A 20355-nucleotide genomic window follows, 5' to 3' on the forward strand; every position below is an offset into this window, starting at 1 on the left:
CTACACTAATTTGAAATTGTGGAGGCACGTAATGATGAGTGGAACGATTCGTCAAGAAGTAACATTTACAGCTGATCCTGCACGTATTTACGAAATCCTTACGAGCAGCGAGCAATTCAGCAAAGCTAGCGGCGGTGCTCCCACGGAGATTAGCACAGAAGAAGGCGGAACTTTCTCCTGCTTCGGCGGCATGATTCTTGGCCGTAACATTGAGCTTGTACCGAACAAACGTGTTGTACAAGCCTGGCGTGTGGCGAATTGGCCGGAAGGTGTCTATTCGCTAGTCAAATTCGAGCTTCAGGAGAAAGGGTCGGAAACGTTGCTGGTATTTGACCATTCTGCCTTCCCGGAAGAGCAAGGCGAGCATCTTGCAGCAGGTTGGCATACGAATTATTGGGAGCCGATAGCGAAATTATTGGCTTAATTAAGTGAAGAAGCGCGGCCGAATGGCAAACACCTTGCAAAGGGCTAACCAAAAGGACTTGAATAAAGTGAAGTTGATTAAGGAAACGAGCTCGTGAGTGCATTAATTAAATATTCCTGGTTGCAGCGAAATCATCAAAGTAGAAGAAGCACCCGCGAGGGTGCTTCTTCTTGTGATAGGTGCAAACACCGCTTATGGTTTGTTTGGAACAACACATGTGCCGTCCAAACAAGCCTCATCGCTGGCTGCTTTTGCAACCTGTGTTGGCTGCTCGGTATCCCAAAGCTGCTGCAGAGCGTTCAAGTAAACGCCGCTTGCTTGTGCTCCGGATATGGCGTGTTTGCTGTTGATGACATAATACGGAACGCCGCGGATGCCCATGCGGCTGCCATTCTCTTCTTCGGTACGCACCGACTGAGCGAACTGATCGCTCGCGAGAACGGACAAAGCTTCGTTCCGATCAATCCCAACGGCTGCAGCAATGTCGGCAAGGATGCTGTGGTCGCTGATGTTTTTGGATTCGGTGAAATAGGCGCGGAACAATAACTCTGATATGGCGACACCTTGGCCATGTTGCTCGGCAAATAGCCGTAACCGATGAGCATCGAATGTATTCGTCAGCACCAGGCCATCGAACTGAAAATCAAGCCCGTCTGCCGCAGCTTGCCGACGCATCTGCTCATTCATGGCGATAGCTTCCTGACGGCTCATGCCGTACCTGGAAGAGAGCATATCATAGACATCGTGCGGGACACTTTTGGGCGCATGACGGTCAAGCTCGAAGCTGCGATAGACAACTTGAACCTGATCGCGGTATGCAAAGTCCGCTAGAGCTTGCTCAAAGCGACGTTTGCCAATGTAACAGAACGGACACGCGAAGTCCGACCAAATTTCAACTTGCATAAGGCTCACCTCTATGTTGGTTAATAAAACGATTATTCATTGAATAATAGCGCAATACTTTCATGAATGGAAGTAGGTTTCTTCCCAATTAGTTTCTCAAGGTCGCCAGACGTGCGTCCTTCTGTTCCTGCAGCCATTTTGCTATCAATGGCAACTAAAAATTGTACAAGACCTTCAGGCAGCCCGGCTTGCACCATACCTTGCAAGGAGTCAGCATCAGAGACGGATTGGTGAGCTACTTTTTTACCGGATACGTGTGATAAAATGTCTGCTAATTGCTCGTAGCTCCATGACTCGGATGACGCTAACTCGTAGACTTGGTCTTGATGCCCCTCTTCGGCAAGAACAGTTGCAGCAGCCAACGCTAAGTCGTCGCGTGTCGCTGTATTAATTTTCCCTGTACCTGCAGAATTTATAATGCTGCCGTTATCGATGTAAGCTTGCAAGCTTGGATTAACGTAAAGCTCCTGATACCACGTATTGCGCAGGATCGTTGTTGGAATGCCTGATGCCTTCAGCGCGAATTCGGTTGCTAGATGCACGTTTGCCAGAGGGGCGAAGGCATCTACATCCGCAAAGGCGAAACTCGTGTAGACAATGTGGGGAACGCCTGCTTTTTTGGCGGCTTCAATAGCACTAACATGTTTGCGAACACGACTGATCGACTCATCTTGTGGGGAAGAAATCAGCAACAGCTTGGATGCATCCGCATAAGCCTGCTCCAGTGAGGCGGGAACATCCCAATCACCATATCGAACTTCAATGCCTAAATCTGCAAATTCAGCAGCTTTCTCGATATTGCGGACACTCACGGCAATCTCACTTGCTGGAACTTTCGCTAATAAATGTTTGACTACTCTTTTCCCTAATTCACCTGTTGCTGCGGTAACGACGATTTTTGACATTGTGATGTCCTCCTATATAAATAAATGTTGTTGGATAATTCGCTATAGTCATATATTATTATAGTAGCTCGAAATATGTAAGTAGTCATTAAAAAGTGACCTAGTCATAAAAATAGAACCATCAAGGAAGGAGCGGGATTGCGCATGTCTCGGACAACATTTCAGGGAGAAATTCCAGAGGAACAAATCGAAGTCTGCCCCGTTACCGCAACCCAAAATGTTATTGCGGGGAAATGGAAAATCCTTATTCTGTGGCATTTAAGGGAAACGAGGAGATTCGGCGAGCTGCAACGATTGGTGCCAGGGGTATCGAAAGGCATACTGACGTCGCAGTTGAGAGAGTTAGAAAAGGATGACATGGTTCATCGGAAAGTTTATCAGGAGGTCCCTCCGAAGGTGGAATACTCGCTGACCGATGCCGGACGAAGCTTCATGCCGATCCTCGAACGTATGGGGGAGTGGGGGAAGAAGTACGGGATGAGTAAGAAGAGTGGTGAGTGAAAGCCGCGAAAAGCGATGGTACTTAATTTCAAAGAAGGCAGTGATCTATATGAAGGCGAAAAGCACTGAGAATAGCAAAGTAAGCTTGGCTGGGTGAGTATGCAGAAGGTGTGTCAGCTCATCCGTCATATGATCAAAGCCGTCGGTGGCGATCGTGCGGAGAAGTTAGTTACTCATTTCCGGTTGAAGTATCCTAATAGATCTGCTTTTATAGATGAGTTGGATAAAATTAAGTTCAATTAGTACAACCCCCGACTTCGAGAGTCGGGGGTTTATTTGGGTTCACGTATATGTAGGTAAAGTTTTCTTACTGTGGATTCGCAATAATCTTCCCGTTTTGCCACTCGAATTCATACTCGAATTGTTCCGTGGAGTCATAAAGGGCTGGTGAGTACGGACTAACAATGTGTTTGTCTGTACGTTGATCCGTGGGCGGATCTGGCTGACTCTCTTTGGCAGCAACACCTAAAACCGATAGGGACAATATACAGAAAAATACGAAACCTATTTTGGTTGTCATCGTCGGATGCCTCCGTCACAATAAGATATTTTCATCATACGTTGCGTATGTCATTACAGTATTAGCTGAATGTAAAGTTATCTTAAGTTTACCCAACTACGATAGAAATGAACCAGGGAGCAATATCGGACTAATGCAAAGGGGAGATTGCTAGTCATCCTGCTAGATTTCCAGAGAATTGGAAGCGATTCCAAGTGCGCTGCGCCTTGCTTTATATCATTTTGACCTCTGTTCAAACTCTTATAGTAAGAAGTCATAGATTCGGATATAATTTAGGAGAAAAATGTCGAATTCATAGGTATAATCTACGTTTTACATAATGGGGGAGCAGGCTGGCGTGAAACGTAAATTGTGGCAGCAAATCGGAATAGGGATCGTCGGGGGTGTTCTTGCAGCCATTGGGCTTGCCGCTTATATCCCTGCGAATACAGAGATGAATGACTCTCCTAATGTGGGTAAACGTCATGTCATGATCCGACTAGAGGATGTCGGACTTGGCGGTGATTACAACACACTCGAAGGTCTAGGGAAACTGCGGGCCGTGATGACCTATATTGAGTCTGAGCATGTGCCTTTTCATGTCGCTGTGATTCCAAGAAGAATGAGCCTGCAGGCGGATGGTGTTTGGAAAGAGAAGGGCATTGACGACCCTAATCCAGACGAAGTTGTCAGCGCTTTTATTCATCTTCTTCAACAGGCCGAGCAGCATGGCGGCGTATTAGGCATGCATGGGTACCGTCATCAATATGGAGAAACATATCGCTCAGATGGGGAGCAAAATTCAGGAATAGGCTCTGAATTTAACATTAAAGATGCACCAGAAACGCAAGAGCTTTCTTATGCAGCGGAACGGATGAAAGAAAGCTTGGCTGCCTTTGCTAGAGCGGATTTGCATCCTGCGTTCTGGGAGTCTCCCCACTATAAAGATACCCATGAGCAACAAGGTGTGTTTCGTTCTTTTGTCGGCCTTATGTATCAACCGGATCTCTACGCCAAAAACGCTCGTGATGATATGAATACCTATGATACGATTAATACGTACGGTCAAGATAGTTTGGGTTCCGTCTATATCCCTGCACCATATCGCTATATAAGCGATGACAAATCGGTTGACCAGATGTTGGAGAAGGCAGCGAAGGATGATGGACTAGCTTCCTTTTACTTCCATCCATTTTTGGAGTTCTCGCACCTAGAGCCTGTTATGGCTGCAGACGGAAATCCAGAAGAGAAGGATGGTATTCCCGTCTATCAATATAAAGAGGGAGATAAGGGCTCCTACCTGCATAAATTGATTACTGGCTTCAAAAAGCTGGACTATCGCTGGATGTCACTGCATGACATCGTCCCTTTCACCCCAGCGCATCGTGTGATGCTGCCGCCTAGAACGAAGCTGCAGAATGTGATGCTTGGCGATGTTACAGGCCGCGGGCACGCGGATGTTGTTGTACGCCAGATGCATCGCATACTGGTTATTCCGGGGAATTACGATATGCCGAGAAATCGCCAGCAGGAAGCTTCACAAGTATGGTTAAGAGAAACGTTTACGCCCGATGAGTCACTCCTGCTCGTTGATGTCAATGGCGATGGGAAGCAAGATCTGCTCGCGTATAACGCAGAAACGGGAAATGTGCGGGTGGCCTTGGCAGATAAGCAGCAGTTCTTGCCAGTACGCGCAATCGGTGCTTTACCGCTCGGACTTTCATCTGTTCGTACGCTCCGATCTAGTCATGGCGTGGGCTTAATTGCCAAAGGAGACAAGGGGGGGCTCGTGCTAGTTAACCTGCGGAATCAGCAGTTAACGTACACAGAGTCAAACTCGCAGCTGCCCGATGATGCAGAAATTTTCACGGCCCAAATGCAGGACACTGATGACGATGATGACATCCTGTGCGTCTCGCATAAGGATAGACGCGTATCCATTATGTATCATCAAGGGCAAGGGATGTTCGCTGAACCCCAGACGGCGGGTGGGGTTTCCTTTGGAAATAGCGACCAGCTGCTAGTCGGCGATACGAATGGCGACGGGCGCAGTGATCTGATTGCCTACACCGCTGAGACGGGCATTTGGCGGGTATTCCAGAACGAGGGAGAGAACCACTTCCAGCCGCTGGATAACGAGTTTGGCCCATGGGCACAAGGCAAAGAAAGACGGGGTGTCGTTGCTGATTTTGACGGCAATCGGAAGACGGATATTAGCTCCTATAATGAAACCGAGCATGTGTTGGATTTGGCGCTTTCTTTTCGGAGCGGAACGCCTTAGTCATGCGAAAAAAGCACCCTGGGGGTGCTTTTTTTCTATTTGTAACTCATACTATCGATCATTCAGTCCTTTTAGTGTATTGTCAGAACGCTCCATGACGTTGGACAATGATTCAATAAGCTTTGAGGATTCTTTGGAATTGATTGGATTTATCGCTGTGCAATGGCGAATTGATCAGGGAGTCTACTGTGCGATCTGATATAATAGGAAGGGTACATACGAGATCGTAGACCACTAGAACAGTCATCATATGGAGGTACAACACATTGGTAAACGCAATCCTAGGTTTTAGCAGAAAAATACAAATCGTCCGTGTAAGCCTATTCGTTCTGCTTGTGATCGTGGCGTCAGCCTGTTCGTCGTCAGAAGTGGACGTGGAGAGCACAACACCTTCCGCAGCGGCCTCTGCGTCTGTCAGGGCAACAGTCAAAGGAACGGCTAATGATTCTGCGATGAATAAGCAAATTCCCGCTAAAGTAGTTCGGGTCGTTGATGGCGACACTATGAAGGTCTCTTTTACCGACGGCGGCAAAGTCAAAGAGGAAACGATTCGTCTGCTCCTTGTAGATACGCCAGAAAGCGTGGATCCCGAGAAGCCGGTTCAACCTTTTGCGCTGGATGCGTCCAACTATGCGAAAACGATGCTCACGGGCAAGGACGTTCGACTAGAATTGGATGTGTCGGAGCGGGACAAATACGGCCGATTACTATGTTATCTCTACATTGGGGATAAGATGTTCAACGAGCTTCTGCTCGAAAATGGCTATGCTAGAGTTGCGTATATTTATCCGCCAAACGTGAAGTATGTCGATCAGTTCCGTGAGATTCAGAAGAAGGCACAGCAGAAAGGTTTGAACATCTGGAGCGTAGAGAATTATGCGCAAGAGGATGGGTATCATGAGGGTGTAGTAAAAGGGAGCGCAACGCCATCGGCGAAGTCATCCACAACGACTACACCGAAACCCGTGACTACGTCGCAGCCAAAAACAACCGTGACCTACAACTCCTGCAAGGAAGCCAACGCGGCTGGAGCTTACAAGATCAAGAAAGGCGAGCCAGGCTACAGCGCGAAGCTGGATGGGGACGGGGACGGCGTAGCATGTGAGTAGTGAGACAGGTTTAGATGGATTTCCTCCATCTAATTTCTGGTTTTCATGCAAATTTGGCCGAATAACTGGATTTCCTCCATCTAAATCAACCCATTCCAGCAGAAAAGTGAATTTTGTCGCGAAAATACCTGCATGTTTTCCAGTTAAAGTGAATTTAAAGATGAAATCGCCGAAATTAACTACGTATTTTCCAGTTATTTGGTGAGTGGTGCCTAACTGGCAAACAGGGAGTTCTCACCTGCCTCAAACAGGTATAGTAACCATGCAAATAATGAAAAAGCACCCTTGCGGGTGCTTTTTATAATTAGCCTACTGCAACGCAGTTTGCTTATCATACTGATTAAACATCATGTTGTAGATCGCAGCGGAGAGAACCGCTAGTGCTGCCAACAAGATGAACGTCCAGGTAAAGCCGATCCACGAGCTGATCGGGATAGACAGCGGTGCTATGGTACGCCCGAGCGTATAACGCAAGCTAGAGGCAGCAAAATATTGGCCGCGGATATGATCCGGCGCCAATCTGGACACGAAAGCTTGCTGTGGTCCTGCGGACATGAGCTCGGCAAGCGTGAAGACGGCTATCGCAATGGTTAATCCCCAGAAGGTAGACATCTGGCAGAACATCACCATGCCCAGCGCATAGAAAAGCGAGCCGCCAATGAACACATAGCGATCGCGATACGCGAGCATCCATTTGGTCACGATGACCGTGAAAATGGCGACGAATAGACCATTCTCGGAGACGATCAAGCCGAACAGTTGCTTACCCGTGAGCTGGAGATCCCAGTCGTTGTAGGAGAAGATCGTCGTCAATGGCATCGTTTCTTCCAAGAAGACGGGGAAAAGCAAGTCGAGCTGCATGAAGGTCTGCGAAAGCAGTACGCCAGCGATGACGAACAGCAGGAATACGCGGTCCGTGGCAATGATTTTGTAGTCCCGCAGCTGCACCGCGATGGCATGGTACCAAGGGGTGTCAGCCTGTGCGCGATGGCGATCCGCTAGCTGCTTCGGCAGTGTTTCGTGTAAGCGTCGTGCCATCATGAGCGCGAGTAACACGCAAACCACAGCCGCCGCGGCCAGCACGAGATACGGATTGTCCTTATAGAGGAGAGAGCCGAGCAAAGGTCCGACGACGACTGCCATGTTCGCGGTTGTATAGAAGATAGCGAACACGCTGGAGCGATGCTCCTCATCCACGACATCCGCCACCATAGCTTGGCTGGCAGGCCAGTACAACGAGCCGCAAAAGCTAGCGAAGCTGAAGCCAATGAAGCTCATAACCGGCATTGCCAGCCATGGAGAAGCGGCCAGTGCGAAGAGCCCGTAGCCGACCGCTTGTCCCAAAGCGGCGATCACCATCATTCGTTTCCGCCCGAACCGATCCGCGCTGTATCCGCCGAGCAAATTGCCGAACACAGAAAGCGCCTGCGATAAGACAAGAAGAATCCCCGTCCAACCTTTACCGAACGAATTGGCGAAATAGATGGATAAGAACGGAAAGAATGCCCAAAAAATAACGTTAAAAGCGGTTTCTCCGCCGAGGCGGATTTTTAAATTAATGTCCCAATCTCTCATCTTCATGATTTAATTTACCTCTGGTTAATTTAAGTATCTCCCTATCATACTACCATTCTTCGTTTGGAAACAAGGCGGTTAGGAGAATGAATGGTTCCAGTTGTGGAAACTTTTAACGTAAAAAGGAGCTGCCACAGATGAACTGTGACAGGCTCCTTCTAATTTAATCGAGGGTAATCGAGGTGATGCTGCCATTCGTTTTAAAATCTTGCGTATACGTCACTACGGCTTTGGCCGTCACGGTGCCAGTAGGTCCAGTGATGTTAACTGTCGGCGTGGAGGAATAGCCAGCTCCCGGATTCGTGATGGTAACGCCAGTTACCACGCCATCAGTGACGATGGCTGTTGCGGTTGCCGAGGTCTTTTGCCAAGTTGCGGTTCGATTCCCGTTGTAGCGGTAGAAATTAGATACCTCATCTAGACGCTCATTGGTGATGCCGTAAGGCTCAAGTACCTTCATCAAAGCGGCTTTGTTTCGTTGTGCGAGCTCGTGACTCGGTTGGCTGTCTAACCCAGATGGCGTCACTCCGCTAAAAGCTTCTCGAAACACTTCGGTAGGTACGCCGAGAGCGGAGGCAATCAACACAACGGGCCGTCCTTTGTCCTGAGGATTTGTTGTGAGACCACCTGTAATCACGACGGAATAGGTAGAAAGATTCGTAATCCCGCTAGTTGCTTCACCATTCGAAAGGGTTGAGCTTCCCGGCGGGCTTGGCGTTGCTTCTGCTCCTCTTTCTCCTTCTCCTTGTCCCGGGCAATCCAAACCGTCGCGGTTAGGCGGAGGTGGATTTTGACCATTAACACGAGGGCCATCTGGCTTGCCGGCTTCCCCTTGTCTTGGCTTCGGCTTTGCTGGCTTATCCTGCGGGGCAGATGTTGCCGTTGGCGACGTGTCGGTTGCAGCGAATACTTGGCTGCCAGCGCTTAAAGCAATGACTCCACTGCCTGCTAATACAACGGATAGTGCGCTTGCTAGAATGATTTTCATTTTTGTTTTCATGGGGATCTTCCCTTCGTTTTCGTAGATTTGTTGTTCCATGAGACCAATCTTAACCCCACTTGGTGAAATTACGGTGAAAGCCCGAAGGCGATAGATTATACTTGATAGTAATAGAGCGAACGAGAGAAGGTGGCAGATAGATGAAGCTTTTATTAGCAGAAGATGACGTGAAATTAGGCGAGCTAACGACGTATATGTTGAAAAAAAAGACGGGATGCAGCGTCGATTGGGTGCAAACGGGGAACGATGCCTTCGACTATGCCGCAGCCTCCAGTTATGATGTGGTTATTCTCGATTGGATGATGCCAGAGGGAGATGGCCGTGACACTTGTGCTAGGCTGCGCCAGGCCGGATATCGAGGAGCTATTCTTATGCTGACAGCCAAGGACGGTCTGCGAGATCGAGTTGAAGGGCTGGATGCGGGAGCGGATGATTATCTCGTGAAGCCTTTTGAAATGGACGAGCTGTTGGCACGCTTGCGGGCGCTGATGCGCAGAAGCTTTGCTCCTTTGCAGGACGACATTGTGCGAATGGGAGAGCTGGAATTGCAGCGGACGAATCAGATGGTTCGGCAGGGTGGTCAAGAGATCCAGTTGTCTCCGCGTGAGTTTCAGATTTTGGACCTGCTGTTGCAGAACAAGGGGCGGACGCTTACGCGCGAGGTTATTTTAGATAAAGTATGGGGCTTAGATGCTGACGTGAATTTAAAATCGATCGACGCGATCATCAAATTAATTCGTAAGAAGCTAGAGTCTTCCGGTGCACGGGAGCTCATTCAGAGCGTGAGAGGCGTAGGGTATAAAATTGAAGCGTAACAAGAGTTGGCTGAATAAGCGCCTGTCTCAAGGGAATTTATTTGACCAGACACGCAATAAACTTACGCTGCAATATAGCGGCGTGCTAATGATCTTTCTCGGGTTATTCGTAGTCATTGTATATGCGTTGCTGTATGTGTTCATCTGGAGCGACCAACGGTCTCATCTGACCGAGTTGACGAATAGTGAGCTGCAGGTTTTGCAGAAATGGGTGGACGGGGACACCAATCCTAAGCGTCAGCCACCGCGCTCTGTGGAGGATGCCTTCTCGATTAGCGCAGATCAATCGTTCTATTACCTTATTTCCGATACAGGGAATGTGCAATTGGGTGATGAGACGCAGCCGGAATTGCGAGAACAGATGATGGCTTTAATCGCAAAGGGCCAGTTCAAGGGAGAGCAGACCCAGCAAACGACCTTGCAGACGTTCGATCAACCCTCGGTGGATACCCAAGGTCGACCGCAAAATGGGGAGGACGCCCGGTTTCTCGTAACCAATCGCGAGCTTAAGAAGAACGGACAGTTGATCGGCACCTTATATGTGGGGAAGGAGGTGACCTTCCAGCATCAGCTTTTTCGCTTATTGCTGATTCTGATGCTAGGAATGGCGCTGCTCTTCTTTGTACTCGCGCTGTGGTTCAGTCATCGTATGGCGCGTAGAGCGATCATTCCGATTGCCAAAGCGTATGAGCGGCAACGCGAGTTCGTTGCCGATGCTTCGCATGAGCTGCGTACCCCGCTCAGTGTTATGCTCACCTCGATCGAGGCGCTGCAGCTCGATGCAGATGAAAGCAATCCCTTCACGAATAACGTGCTGAAGGGTATGAAAGATGAAGTCAACGCCATCACGAGGCTGACCAGCGAGCTGTTGCAGCTGGCACGTTCGGATGCTGACGAGTTCGTGCTGGAGCGTTCTGCTTTTCAGTTGAAAGCAGCTGCCGAGAGCGTAATAGCGAAGCTGCTGCCTGCAGCGCAGGCCAAAGGCATGGCACTGGAGCTGCATGTTCCTGACGAGCTGAATGTGGAGTGGGATCAGGGCAAATTGACACAATTGCTGGTGATTCTCATCGATAATGCGATTAAATATACGCAGGATGGTGGAGACGTACATGTCATTCTTGCGGATAAGGTGGAAAAAGGGACCCGCTTTCTCACGCTCGACGTGAGGGATAACGGAATGGGGATCGCACCTGAGGCGCTTCCGCGTGTTTTTGATCGGTTTTACCGGCAGGATAAGGCTCGAACCCGACAGGTTGGCGGTCATGGGCTTGGACTAGCCATCGCGAAGAACCTTGTAGATGCCGCACAAGGGACGATCGAAGTAGAGAGTCAGCAGGGTGTAGGCAGCGTCTTTCGCGTGCGGATTCCTGTGTAGGGAGTGGGAAAAAGCTTGGGCACAATTGTGCTCAAGCTTTTTTGGTCTTTCGTAGAGGTGATCTGAAGCGCTGATTTCCAGAAGTAGACACCTTGGCATCTTCCAGATGTAACGGAACCACGCTCCGTTAGAAGAGGCTATCGTGGTGCGTTCAGCATTTTTTAAGTTGAAAAAATCATCAAAACACAGTATCATTCATTAATAATGATTATCAATCGCAATTGGAGTTAAGGAGTGAAATGTGCATGGAACAGAACGAATTGTTTGATGTAACGGTAATTGGCGGGGGACCAGCGGGTCTTTACTCGGCTTTCTATAGTGGGCTTCGTGAAATGAAGACCAAAATCATTGAATTTCAACCGCATCTCGGCGGCAAAATACATGTATATCCCGAAAAAATGATATGGGACGTAGGCGGCGTCACGCCTACTCCAGGAGCGAAGCTGATCAATCAGCTTGTTGAGCAAGGACTTACGTTCAGCCCTGAAGTGGTGTTGAATGAAAAAGTAGAAGCAATCGCTAAAAACGAAGAGGATGTCTTCGTCCTACGCACAACATCAGGTCAGCTTCACTACTCCAAAACCGTCATCGTCGCGGTAGGCTCCGGCATTCTTAACCCGAAAAAACTGGAGATCGAAGGCGCGGAGCGCTACGAAGTTTCGAATTTGAGCTATACGGTAAAATCATTGGAGCGCTTCAAGAATAAGACTGTTGTCATTTCCGGTGGCGGCAACTCGGCAGTGGATTGGTCGAATGAGCTGGAGCCATTCGCGAAGCAGGTGATTTTGAGCTATCGCAAAGAACAGCTGACAGGGCATGAGGCCCAAGTGAAGCAGCTACAGAATAGCTCCGTGGCGTGCTTTTTGAACACCTCGATTACGAAACTGTTTGCTTCTGGTGAGGACGCCTCCATTGAACGTGTGGAGCTAACGAATCATGAAACAGGTGAAGTGACCTCATTCCACGTGGATGAAGTCGTTATCAACCATGGTTATGATCGCGACACAACCTTGCTCGAGAATAGTGAAATCGAGATCGAACGAGCGGAGAATTACTATATCGCGGGTAATGCGAACAGTGAATCCTCAGTGCCAGGACTATATGCAGCTGGGGACATTCTTCATCATCCAGGCAAAGTGCATCTGATCGCGGGAGCCTTCCAAGACGCGGCGAATGCGGTGAATAAAGCGAAACAGTACATTCAGCCAACAGCAGAGAAGTTCGGGATGGTCTCTTCGCATAATCAAGCATTTAAGAAGCGGAATAAAGAGTTAGTGAAGCAAATGTTCCAATCGTAATCTGGATAAGCTACATACATCAAATAAACTAGGCACCCTGCGGGGTGCTTTTTGCCATCCAAGTGTGTTGTCAGTCTCAAGACGGAGGTGAAATCTTACGTGTGATCGTATAATTTCTGTAGAACTTGTCATCGAAAGGAGCACTACGATATGAATGCTGAAACACTCATCGGTTATGGAATCGGTGCTGTAGTTATTATTTTAGTTATTTGGCTAAGAACGCGAGGGAAAGCGAAGCCGATTCGGAATAAAGGAAGAGGCATGCTGATTCCCGTTTTCCTGCTTCTCATTGTGTTCGGGCTTAGTATTAACTCGCTGACACATATACCGGATCATCCTTTCCATATACCAGCGATTTGGGAGCTGCTGTGTGCAGGCGTGCTCGGCGTGGCGTTAGGCAGTATTATGCTGTACCACACGGGGTATGAGAAGCGGGAGGATGGTTTGGTCTACTCGAAACCTAACCCCAACTTCAAATATGTGATTATTGCCGTTATCGCGGTCCGATTGATATTATCCCAGTATTTCAAAGGCTTGGATCCGTCGGAATTTGCTGTGTTAACGATGGTCATGGCGTACTTATACATTTGCGTGTGGCGTATCGGCAGCTTTCTCAAGTACCGGAAGGTTAGTGCTAGCTAACCTGGTTTATAAAAGGGTGCCCAACCAAGGGTGCCCTTTTTTGCATCCCTATCTCGCTTGTAACACTTCCCGCCCCGATGTTGTATTTCTTACAACAAGAATGATGATTTCGAGCAGCTATCGAGCCTGAAGTTGCTGCCGATTTTGGCGTAGGCATAGGAATTAGAAAAAGAAAAGACACCTTGTGGGGTGTCTTTTCTATTTATTGAGGGTATTTGTATTTAAGCTGGAAACCCGCCGAGCGGCAAGTACGGCCCGCTGAACAATCCCAATATACACGATATCCGCAATCGTCACTAACACGCACATGATCGTAAGTAGAAAAGAGTCCGGATACAGCGAGTAGCAAAGTATAGATGCGCACAAGGTGCCGATCATTTTGTAGTAGGCGATGTAGATCGTCTGGCCTTTGAGGCCTTGTTTGAAAGGTAGCTGGATAAACAGAAGCGACATCATCAAATTGATGCCAAAGGCTGTATATTTCCCCTCTTGATCATGAAACTCAACAACCATGCCGACGTGAAGCAGCAGAGAAATGACAAGTAAAGAGAAAATCGCAGGCAGGAGCAGGCGTGGCGGAAACTGACGTTTGGCAAAGTAGACACCTTGGAATAGAATGACACAGTCGAGCAGAAACCAGACCAGTGAAATGATCATCTGCAGCGGGTGAAACGGCATCACGAATGCGAACAGAAACTCCCACGTGATATTGGCGCATATAGCTGCCAGTGGCATGCCGCAGGCGCGATCCTTGAACCCTTGGATGATGATGAGGATATAGGTGACTGTCCAGAAAATAGCTAGTCCATATTGAAGGAAGAGCTCCATTTGATTAGACAGCAAGTGTTGCATCGCCATAGTGGGAAAGCACATCCTTTCGAGGGTGTCTCTCTCCATTTCTATGTACAACCTTTGGGAAAAAGAAGGGGCCTTGGTGTTCAACTTAAATGTTTCGTAGTTGTGGGTAGCAAATGGGCTCCTCACAAATACAAATCTGCGCTCGTATTGCCCAAACAAGCCGCCTTCTGGAGGGTTAGATGGAAAATCTCCATTAAAATTCCCTCAAAAACACTGATTTTTTATTTTAACTGGAAAAGGTGTAGTTAATTTTGCTGATATTGGCGGATCGGCAAGAAATGGCCGTAAATAACTGGAGGAAATCCAGCTATATTCTCAAATTGGCCAGTTTTAAAGAAATTAGCTGTATTTTTTACAGTTAACCGCCGCCCCACGCCCACCTCGCGGCGGATATTCAAACGATTGTTGCGGAAGAGGTCCGCCAGCATAGCCCAAGACTTACACTAATTCATACAACGGACACGAAAGACACCCTAGTGGTGTCTTTTCTCATCGCTGCATTTGCGTAGAGCGATCTCCATGATTTAAACTAGCAAGGAATGGGAAAATAACCATGACCAAAGGATGGAATTGTGGATGAATATGATCACGAATCAGTTTTCGATGAATGATTTGAAAAAGTTTAAGCACGAAATTACACGCTTCATGATGACCTATAAGTTTGCGCTGGATGAAATGGAAACCAGGATTGATATCCTCGTTCAAGAATTCGAGATGCTGCATGAATATAACCCGATTGAACATACGAAGTCTCGGTTGAAATCGCCGGAAGGTATTTTTCAAAAGCTAATGAGAAAAGGCGGAGAGCTCTCTTTCGAAGGCATTAAGGGCAGCGTGAAGGACATTGCGGGTCTCCGCATTACGTGCTCCTTCGTCTCCGATATTTATGTCATTTCTAAGATGCTTAGAAATCAGAATGACCTTCATATTTTGAGCGAAAAAGACTATATCAAAAACCCAAAGCCCAATGGCTACCAAAGCTTACATTTGCTCATTGAAGTACCCGTACATATGTCGGATCGCGAAGAGCGCGTCTGTATGGAAGTTCAAATTCGTACGATTGCCATGGACTGTTGGGCGAGCCTGGAGCATAAAATATTTTATAAATTTAATGAAGGCAACCAAGCCGTACCCGCTCGTCTCTTAGAAGAGTTAAAGCAAGCAGCAGCTTCAGCGGCGGCACTCGATTCACAGATGGAGCGGCTGCATGCGGAGATCAGTGTGATTAAGGAAGAGCAGGCGGATATCGCCGAAGATGCCTTGAATCAAATCATGATAAGCAATCAGAAATTTCCGTTGCCGAAAGCGCTGCTGGCACTCATGAGCGGAGAGGAGTCCTAGTTGGCAGATGAAGGTAATTGGGTGATGCAGGTGTTTTCGTGCTATAATAGAAGGATCGGATTGAGAAGGGTGCGAAAACATGCAATCATTTGAAGACTGGAATCAAAAGGTGAAGACAACCTTCAACGCGACTAGCAATGAAGCGGTGCTCACGGTAATGGAAGCGGGTAAAATCTTAGGTCTGTCCAAAGATCAGATGAAGCAATATGTGGACAAAAACAATTTGACGAAAGTGCCGATCATGCGAAGTGTGCACCGTTATCTATTGTTAGAGAGTGAGATTACTCAGATTGTGGGGAAATAAGTAGATGAAGGTTCAGAATTATGTCAATCATCGACGTATGCATCCGTTGTTTCATTACTTTTTCTCATTGTTAGCATTAGGCTTAGTGGTCCTATCCATTATGCAGCTTGTTAGCGCCTTACAGGCGGGCGATCAGGTGCTGCCAGCAGTCATCTTTGTTCTCATAGCTGTTATTGTGGTTGTGATCTTTTTGCTTATCCGATCCTACCCCATCAAGGCGCAGGATCGGGCGATTCGGGCAGAAGAGAACCTTCGGCATTTTGTGCTGACACAGAAGCTGCTAGATAAGAAGTTGACGATGGGACAAATTACGGCTTTGCGTTTTGCATCGGATGAAGAGTTTCCTGCACTTTGTAAGAAGGCAGCAGAGGAGCGGATGGCTCCGGATGCGATTAAGAAAGCAATTCGCAGCTGGAGAGGCGACAATTTTAGAATATAAAATGTCATCTTCAAGAAGACACATCCGCCGGATGTTGTCTTTTTTTGTATTTTTGTACGTTATTTTATTGAAAATGTAGTTATTTTTTCCTAGGACTTCTGATACAATTTTAGGAAAGAGTCATGATCGTTTAATTGTAGAATGAGGTGTCGTGTGAGTAGCAGTATTAGTAAAACGTATCGTTCTTTTTTAGGTAAAATGACGGAGGATAAGAAGGAATACAGAAAAGTATTTCTGTTATTTGCCTATTTGTTCTTTGTGGTATCCGCATCAACAATCGGACGAACGGCGGCGGATACACTCTTCCTAAGTCGGTTCGACAATTCGTATTTGTCCTTGATGTACTTGCCGCAGGCACTCGTCATGATTACGGCAGGCATCGTATTTCAACGTTTCTCTCCCAAGGTACGCTTAGAAACTCTCCTCAAGCTGATGATTCCACTGATCTCGACCTTCGTGTTGATCTCTAGATTCGGTGTAGGGCTCGAGCTGAGATGGGTGTTTCCTGTCATTTATATCGGATACGATGTGTTCAATTTCCTGATGATCGTATGCTTCTGGCAGTTCGCAACATCGGTGATGGACCAACGGAAAGCGAAGCAGATGATTGGACTCGTTGGCAGCGGGGGGATTATGGGAGGGATTTTGAGCGGCTTCGGCCTCAAAGTTCTTGTTCCACTCGTCGGAACGGCGAATTTAATCTATGTGTATGCTGGTCTGCAATTACTCGGTCTTGTTGCTGTGTTTGTCATATTGGGCATGACCAAAGATCATGGTGATTCGAAGCCAGCGCAGGCTCGCAAAGCCTCATCGAAGTCGTCATCTGTCCAACAAAAAGGTGGACTTTTCGCGAGTGTGCCGCATCTCAAGTATGTCGCAATATTGGCTGCTGCGCTCGTCGTATCGCTAACCCTAATTGATTATCAATTCAAGGTCATTCTGCGTGGCACCCTGCAAAATGAAGCATTAGCCGGCTTTATGGGAAGCTTTTACGGCTTCTCTGGGTTGATTGCCCTCTGTGTGCAATTGTTCGTTTCAGGGCGTGTGATTACGCGGTTTGGCGTGATGACGGCGCTGTTAATTTTTCCAATTGCTCTCTTCGCGGGAAGTCTCGGGATTCTCATATTGCCGGTCCTTGCTATGGCGGTTGTTGTCAAAGGAAGCGATAAAGTCGTCGGAGACACGATTTACTCCTCGGTCAGCCAATTAGTGATGTTCCCCGTTCCTCCAGAATGGCGGAATAAAGCGAAGGGCTTCTTGGACGGGATTGTCCGTAACGGTGCCAAAGGACTTGCGGCCATCTGCCTTCTCCTCGTTACACGATTCGTAGCCCCTGAGAAGTTGAGTTATATCGTGTTAGTTTTGCTCGTTGTAGGGATTTTTGCGGGCATCAAGGTAAAGAAAGCGTACTTGACAACGCTCCTGTCCAATCTCAAAACAGGCGGCGATGACCTGCAAAAGGTCGAGCTTAATCTCATGGATTCCGTGACTCGGCAAATCTTGATCGATGCGCTGAACGGTTCGGACAAGCAGCAAGCGTTGTACGCGTTCGGTCTTTTAAAGGAGACAAGTTCATTTGACCTAACTCCGCATTTGGACGGTTTACTGCGTCATGCCATACCCGAAATTCGCTTAGAAGCCTTGGCATATGTGGAGGTGAAGGTGCCAGAAGGTTTTGAACCCGTTCTGAAGGAACTGATCGCATCTGAACATGTACAAGTCAGAGCCAAGGCCATTATCGCCCTCTCCGCTTATGCGGATGAAGATTATGTGGATGAGATTACTGTGCATTTGGAAGACCTTTCTGTCGAAGTTCAAGCAGCAACAATTGCTGGCCTAGTCAAATATTACAGTATTGAAGGCATGTTCCGCGCGGTTGGGAAGCTGAAAGACATGATGGAGAGCGGACATGAAGAGGAACGGATCGCCATGGCTGCGTTATTTGGACAAATCCGTGTGAAAAACTTCTACAAGCCGCTCATCTCCCTTTTGCAGGATAACAGTCCGTTGGTTCGAATTCGGGCCTTGGAGTCAGCGGCAATCCTGCATGTTCCTCCATTACTTGTACCGATTATTGGCAGGCTAAAAGACAGCAAAACCCGGCGCTACGCCATAGACGCGCTCGCCGCGTACGACGAAGATGATGTGCTGCCACAGCTGGCTCCATACTTGGAGCAACAGGAAATTAGCTTGTATTTGCCTGCGGTGTTTGAAAGGATCGCTACCCAACGTGCGATTGACATGTTGTTTGCTTGTTATGAGAAGGCGCCATACGCTCTGCGTGATCGTATCTTAGAGTCATTGCAACGCATGAGTAAGCAGTTGCTTCAGCCGGATAGCCGCAAGGTGGAGGGCTATATTTTTCAAGAGCTTACGCTGTATGCACAGTTCGCTGAGCATGGTGCATGCGTTGTTGGCGTAGATGACTATGCGGAAATTGAGAAGATGATCGGCGAAATTCGTACGGCCATTACTCGGCGTGTGTTTTTATTGCTGGCGCTTCTGAAAGATGGGCAAACCATGCAGGCCGTGTATCTGGACTGGTCCGAAGGGGACTCACGTCAGCAGGCCAATGCTGAAGAGGTTATTGATCAGACGCTTCAAGGGACTTTGCGTACAGAGATGGCCAAATTCATGGCAGGTTCCCGCAAGCTGTCCAAGGTAGCCGCAAGCAAGGTTGAGCTGAATCTGCATTTGAGCTGGTTAGCTGAGCAAGGTGATGAGTGGCTGACTCAAACGATTCAGTACCATACGCATCGGAAGTCGGATACGTTTGTGAACGTCGAGCTTGCAGATCTCATGCATCGCGTGCAGTTGCTTCGTCGTGTTTCGTTATTCCAGGGTCTCACGAGCAGAGACTTATCTGTGATCGCCAAGCGACTGCATAAATTGGTCGTCGAACAAGGCAATACAATCATTAAAGAAGGCGATCCAGGCGATTCCCTTATGCTCGTAGATGAGGGCAGAGCTGGCGTTTATCGCAATAAGCAACTCCTCGGAGAGCTGAATCTTGGCGATTGTTTTGGTGAAATGGCAATTCTGACGAACAGCGCGCGTACAGCAACGATTAAAGCGGAAGAAAACATGGTGCTGTGGCGACTAGACTCGTCTGTCTTCTACGATATGATGTTCGATCAGACGAGCATTGCTGTAGAAATGATGAAGCTGCTTTCGCGCAGACTGCGCTCTGAGTTGGAGCGAGGTCAGGGGAAAGGGCAGGCTTCTGTGGTGGAGCAGGGAGAAGAGTTGGCAGGAGATCAGGTGCAAGTGCGAGATCAAGGACGAGATGGGAATGAAGAAGCTGCTCGGTCAGAGCTTGTTCTTGCTCAGGCGGAGGCTGCCGCAGCGGCATTGCAGGAGCCACAGGCTGCGACAGATTTGACGAGGGATGAAGTGATTTTACGTCGGATCCTCGTCTTGCAAAAGATCGACCTCTTCGCCCATCTGGGCCCGAACGACTTCATGTGGTTGGCTCAAATGGTCGAGGAAGTTGCCTATGAGCCTGGTGAAGCGATCTGCCGCGCAGGTGACTTCGGAGATACGATGTATGGCATCATCGAGGGAAGCATCCGCGTCCATCGCGGCAGCGAGGAGTTCGCGCTGTTGGGCGAAGGCGCATTCTTCGGCGAGATGGCCATCATCGACAGCGGCCCTCGATCAGCAGATTGCACAGCGAAGGACCCAGCCGTGCTGCTCCAGCTGCACCGTGATCTCGTGCTGAGCTTCTGCTTCCAGAACATCGACGTACTGCGCAGCATGATGCGAGTCATTGCGGATCGCCTGCGAGGCATGATCTAGCATAGTAAACAGAGAAGGAGTCCAACCCTGGTAGAGGGTTGGACTCCTTTTTGGTAGGAAATCGGGGGAGTGAAGTGACACCTAATTTATGTCTGGTGCGGAGTTCCCCCTACTCCCCGATCACCCATCCAATCAGCGTGTCAAACACGAATAACTGGATTTACTCCATCTAAATTAAGCATTGTTTCACGCATTCGAAGGTTTAGATGTATTTCCTGTAGTTAATTTTCAGGTTTTAGCCCGACTCTTCGAAATCTCAACGAATTAGCTGTATATTTTCCAGTTATT

20 protein-coding genes are annotated in these 20355 nt (G+C 48.2%); 13 read left to right on the forward strand and 7 right to left on the reverse strand.

The genetic code is table 11. From position 1 onward, the window contains the following. The first annotated feature begins 34 nt into the window (after positions 1-34). The gene (locus ACSQ8P_RS01570; RefSeq protein WP_436233591.1) at positions 35-424 is read left to right on the forward strand and encodes an SRPBCC family protein; all 390 of its coding nucleotides are present in this window, start codon (positions 35-37) and stop codon (positions 422-424) included. A gap of 192 nt (positions 425-616) precedes the next feature. Here ACSQ8P_RS01570 and ACSQ8P_RS01575 read toward each other — a convergent pair whose 3' ends face one another. Both ACSQ8P_RS01575 and ACSQ8P_RS01580 read right to left on the reverse strand, forming a co-directional pair. After that, positions 617-1327 carry a DsbA family oxidoreductase gene (locus ACSQ8P_RS01575; RefSeq protein WP_436233592.1) on the reverse strand — a complete coding sequence of 237 codons (711 nt, stop codon included), beginning with the start codon at positions 1325-1327 and terminating at the stop codon, positions 617-619. Positions 1328-1359: 32 nt separating this feature from the next. Beyond that, positions 1360-2232 carry an SDR family oxidoreductase gene (locus ACSQ8P_RS01580; RefSeq protein ID WP_436233593.1) on the reverse strand — a complete coding sequence of 291 codons (873 nt, stop codon included), beginning with the start codon at positions 2230-2232 and terminating at the stop codon, positions 1360-1362. Positions 2233-2376: 144 nt separating this feature from the next. Between ACSQ8P_RS01580 and ACSQ8P_RS01585 the strand changes: the two genes are divergently transcribed. Together ACSQ8P_RS01585 and ACSQ8P_RS01590 are read left to right on the forward strand one after the other, a co-directional pair. Next, entirely contained in the window at positions 2377-2733 is a 357-nt protein-coding gene (locus ACSQ8P_RS01585; RefSeq protein ID WP_436233594.1) for a winged helix-turn-helix transcriptional regulator, read from the forward strand. 93 nt (positions 2734-2826) lie between these two features. After that, the gene (locus ACSQ8P_RS01590; protein WP_436233595.1) at positions 2827-2976 is read left to right on the forward strand and encodes a hypothetical protein; all 150 of its coding nucleotides are present in this window, start codon (positions 2827-2829) and stop codon (positions 2974-2976) included. Between the two features lie 64 nt (positions 2977-3040). Here the strand turns inward: ACSQ8P_RS01590 and ACSQ8P_RS01595 are convergent, their stop codons facing one another. Beyond that, positions 3041-3253, reverse strand: a complete 213-nt coding sequence (locus tag ACSQ8P_RS01595) for a hypothetical protein (protein ID WP_436233596.1) — start codon at positions 3251-3253, stop codon at positions 3041-3043. Positions 3254-3590: 337 nt separating this feature from the next. On the opposite strand from ACSQ8P_RS01595, the gene ACSQ8P_RS01600 reads away from it, so the two are divergent. Together ACSQ8P_RS01600 and ACSQ8P_RS01605 are read left to right on the forward strand one after the other, a co-directional pair. Then, the gene (locus tag ACSQ8P_RS01600; protein WP_436233597.1) at positions 3591-5513 is read left to right on the forward strand and encodes a DUF2334 domain-containing protein; all 1923 of its coding nucleotides are present in this window, start codon (positions 3591-3593) and stop codon (positions 5511-5513) included. Between the two features lie 266 nt (positions 5514-5779). Then, positions 5780-6622, forward strand: coding sequence for a thermonuclease family protein (locus ACSQ8P_RS01605; RefSeq protein WP_436233598.1), 843 nt, complete (start codon positions 5780-5782; stop codon positions 6620-6622). A 309-nt stretch (positions 6623-6931) separates the two neighbouring features. Here the strand turns inward: ACSQ8P_RS01605 and ACSQ8P_RS01610 are convergent, their stop codons facing one another. Together ACSQ8P_RS01610 and ACSQ8P_RS01615 are read right to left on the reverse strand one after the other, a co-directional pair. Beyond that, the gene (locus ACSQ8P_RS01610; RefSeq protein ID WP_436233599.1) at positions 6932-8203 is read right to left on the reverse strand and encodes an MDR family MFS transporter; all 1272 of its coding nucleotides are present in this window, start codon (positions 8201-8203) and stop codon (positions 6932-6934) included. A gap of 157 nt (positions 8204-8360) precedes the next feature. Beyond that, complete coding sequence (locus ACSQ8P_RS01615) at positions 8361-9197, reverse strand: hypothetical protein (protein WP_436233600.1); 837 nt, start codon at positions 9195-9197, stop codon at positions 8361-8363. A gap of 140 nt (positions 9198-9337) precedes the next feature. Here ACSQ8P_RS01615 and ACSQ8P_RS01620 point away from each other — a divergent pair, with 140 nt between their 5' ends. The 4 genes from ACSQ8P_RS01620 to ACSQ8P_RS01635 all read left to right on the forward strand — a co-directional run bounded on the left by ACSQ8P_RS01620 (position 9338) and on the right by ACSQ8P_RS01635 (position 13327). Then, entirely contained in the window at positions 9338-10012 is a 675-nt protein-coding gene (locus ACSQ8P_RS01620; RefSeq protein ID WP_436233601.1) for a response regulator transcription factor, read from the forward strand. After that, a complete protein-coding gene (locus ACSQ8P_RS01625; protein ID WP_436233602.1) occupies positions 10002-11387 on the forward strand; it encodes a sensor histidine kinase in 1386 nt (461 codons plus the stop codon). Before ACSQ8P_RS01620 ends, ACSQ8P_RS01625 begins: the two co-directional genes overlap by 11 nt. Before the next feature lie 245 nt (positions 11388-11632). Continuing rightward, the gene (locus ACSQ8P_RS01630) at positions 11633-12685 is read left to right on the forward strand and encodes an NAD(P)/FAD-dependent oxidoreductase (RefSeq protein WP_436233603.1); all 1053 of its coding nucleotides are present in this window, start codon (positions 11633-11635) and stop codon (positions 12683-12685) included. Between the two features lie 150 nt (positions 12686-12835). Then, positions 12836-13327 carry a CcdC protein domain-containing protein gene (locus ACSQ8P_RS01635; RefSeq protein ID WP_436233604.1) on the forward strand — a complete coding sequence of 164 codons (492 nt, stop codon included), beginning with the start codon at positions 12836-12838 and terminating at the stop codon, positions 13325-13327. A 198-nt stretch (positions 13328-13525) separates the two neighbouring features. Here ACSQ8P_RS01635 and ACSQ8P_RS01640 read toward each other — a convergent pair whose 3' ends face one another. Next, on the reverse strand, positions 13526-14185 hold the full coding sequence (locus ACSQ8P_RS01640) for a hypothetical protein (protein ID WP_436233605.1): 660 nt from the start codon (positions 14183-14185) through the stop codon (positions 13526-13528). Positions 14186-14430: 245 nt separating this feature from the next. Beyond that, on the reverse strand, positions 14431-14613 hold the full coding sequence (locus ACSQ8P_RS01645; protein ID WP_436233606.1) for a hypothetical protein: 183 nt from the start codon (positions 14611-14613) through the stop codon (positions 14431-14433). A gap of 154 nt (positions 14614-14767) precedes the next feature. Here ACSQ8P_RS01645 and ACSQ8P_RS01650 point away from each other — a divergent pair, with 154 nt between their 5' ends. From ACSQ8P_RS01650 to ACSQ8P_RS01665, 4 genes are all read left to right on the forward strand, one after another. After that, a complete protein-coding gene (locus tag ACSQ8P_RS01650) occupies positions 14768-15526 on the forward strand; it encodes a GTP pyrophosphokinase (protein ID WP_436239429.1) in 759 nt (252 codons plus the stop codon). Between the two features lie 79 nt (positions 15527-15605). Beyond that, the gene (locus tag ACSQ8P_RS01655; RefSeq protein ID WP_056611059.1) at positions 15606-15830 is read left to right on the forward strand and encodes a hypothetical protein; all 225 of its coding nucleotides are present in this window, start codon (positions 15606-15608) and stop codon (positions 15828-15830) included. A gap of 4 nt (positions 15831-15834) precedes the next feature. Next, on the forward strand, positions 15835-16269 hold the full coding sequence (locus ACSQ8P_RS01660; RefSeq protein ID WP_436233607.1) for a DUF6526 family protein: 435 nt from the start codon (positions 15835-15837) through the stop codon (positions 16267-16269). A 153-nt stretch (positions 16270-16422) separates the two neighbouring features. After that, positions 16423-20067, forward strand: coding sequence for an Npt1/Npt2 family nucleotide transporter (locus ACSQ8P_RS01665; protein WP_436233608.1), 3645 nt, complete (start codon positions 16423-16425; stop codon positions 20065-20067). The last annotated feature ends 288 nt before the right edge of the window (positions 20068-20355 follow it).

Source organism: Paenibacillus sp. LjRoot153 (assembly GCF_964253085.1).
Lineage (GTDB): Bacteria > Bacillota > Bacilli > Paenibacillales > NBRC-103111 > Paenibacillus_E.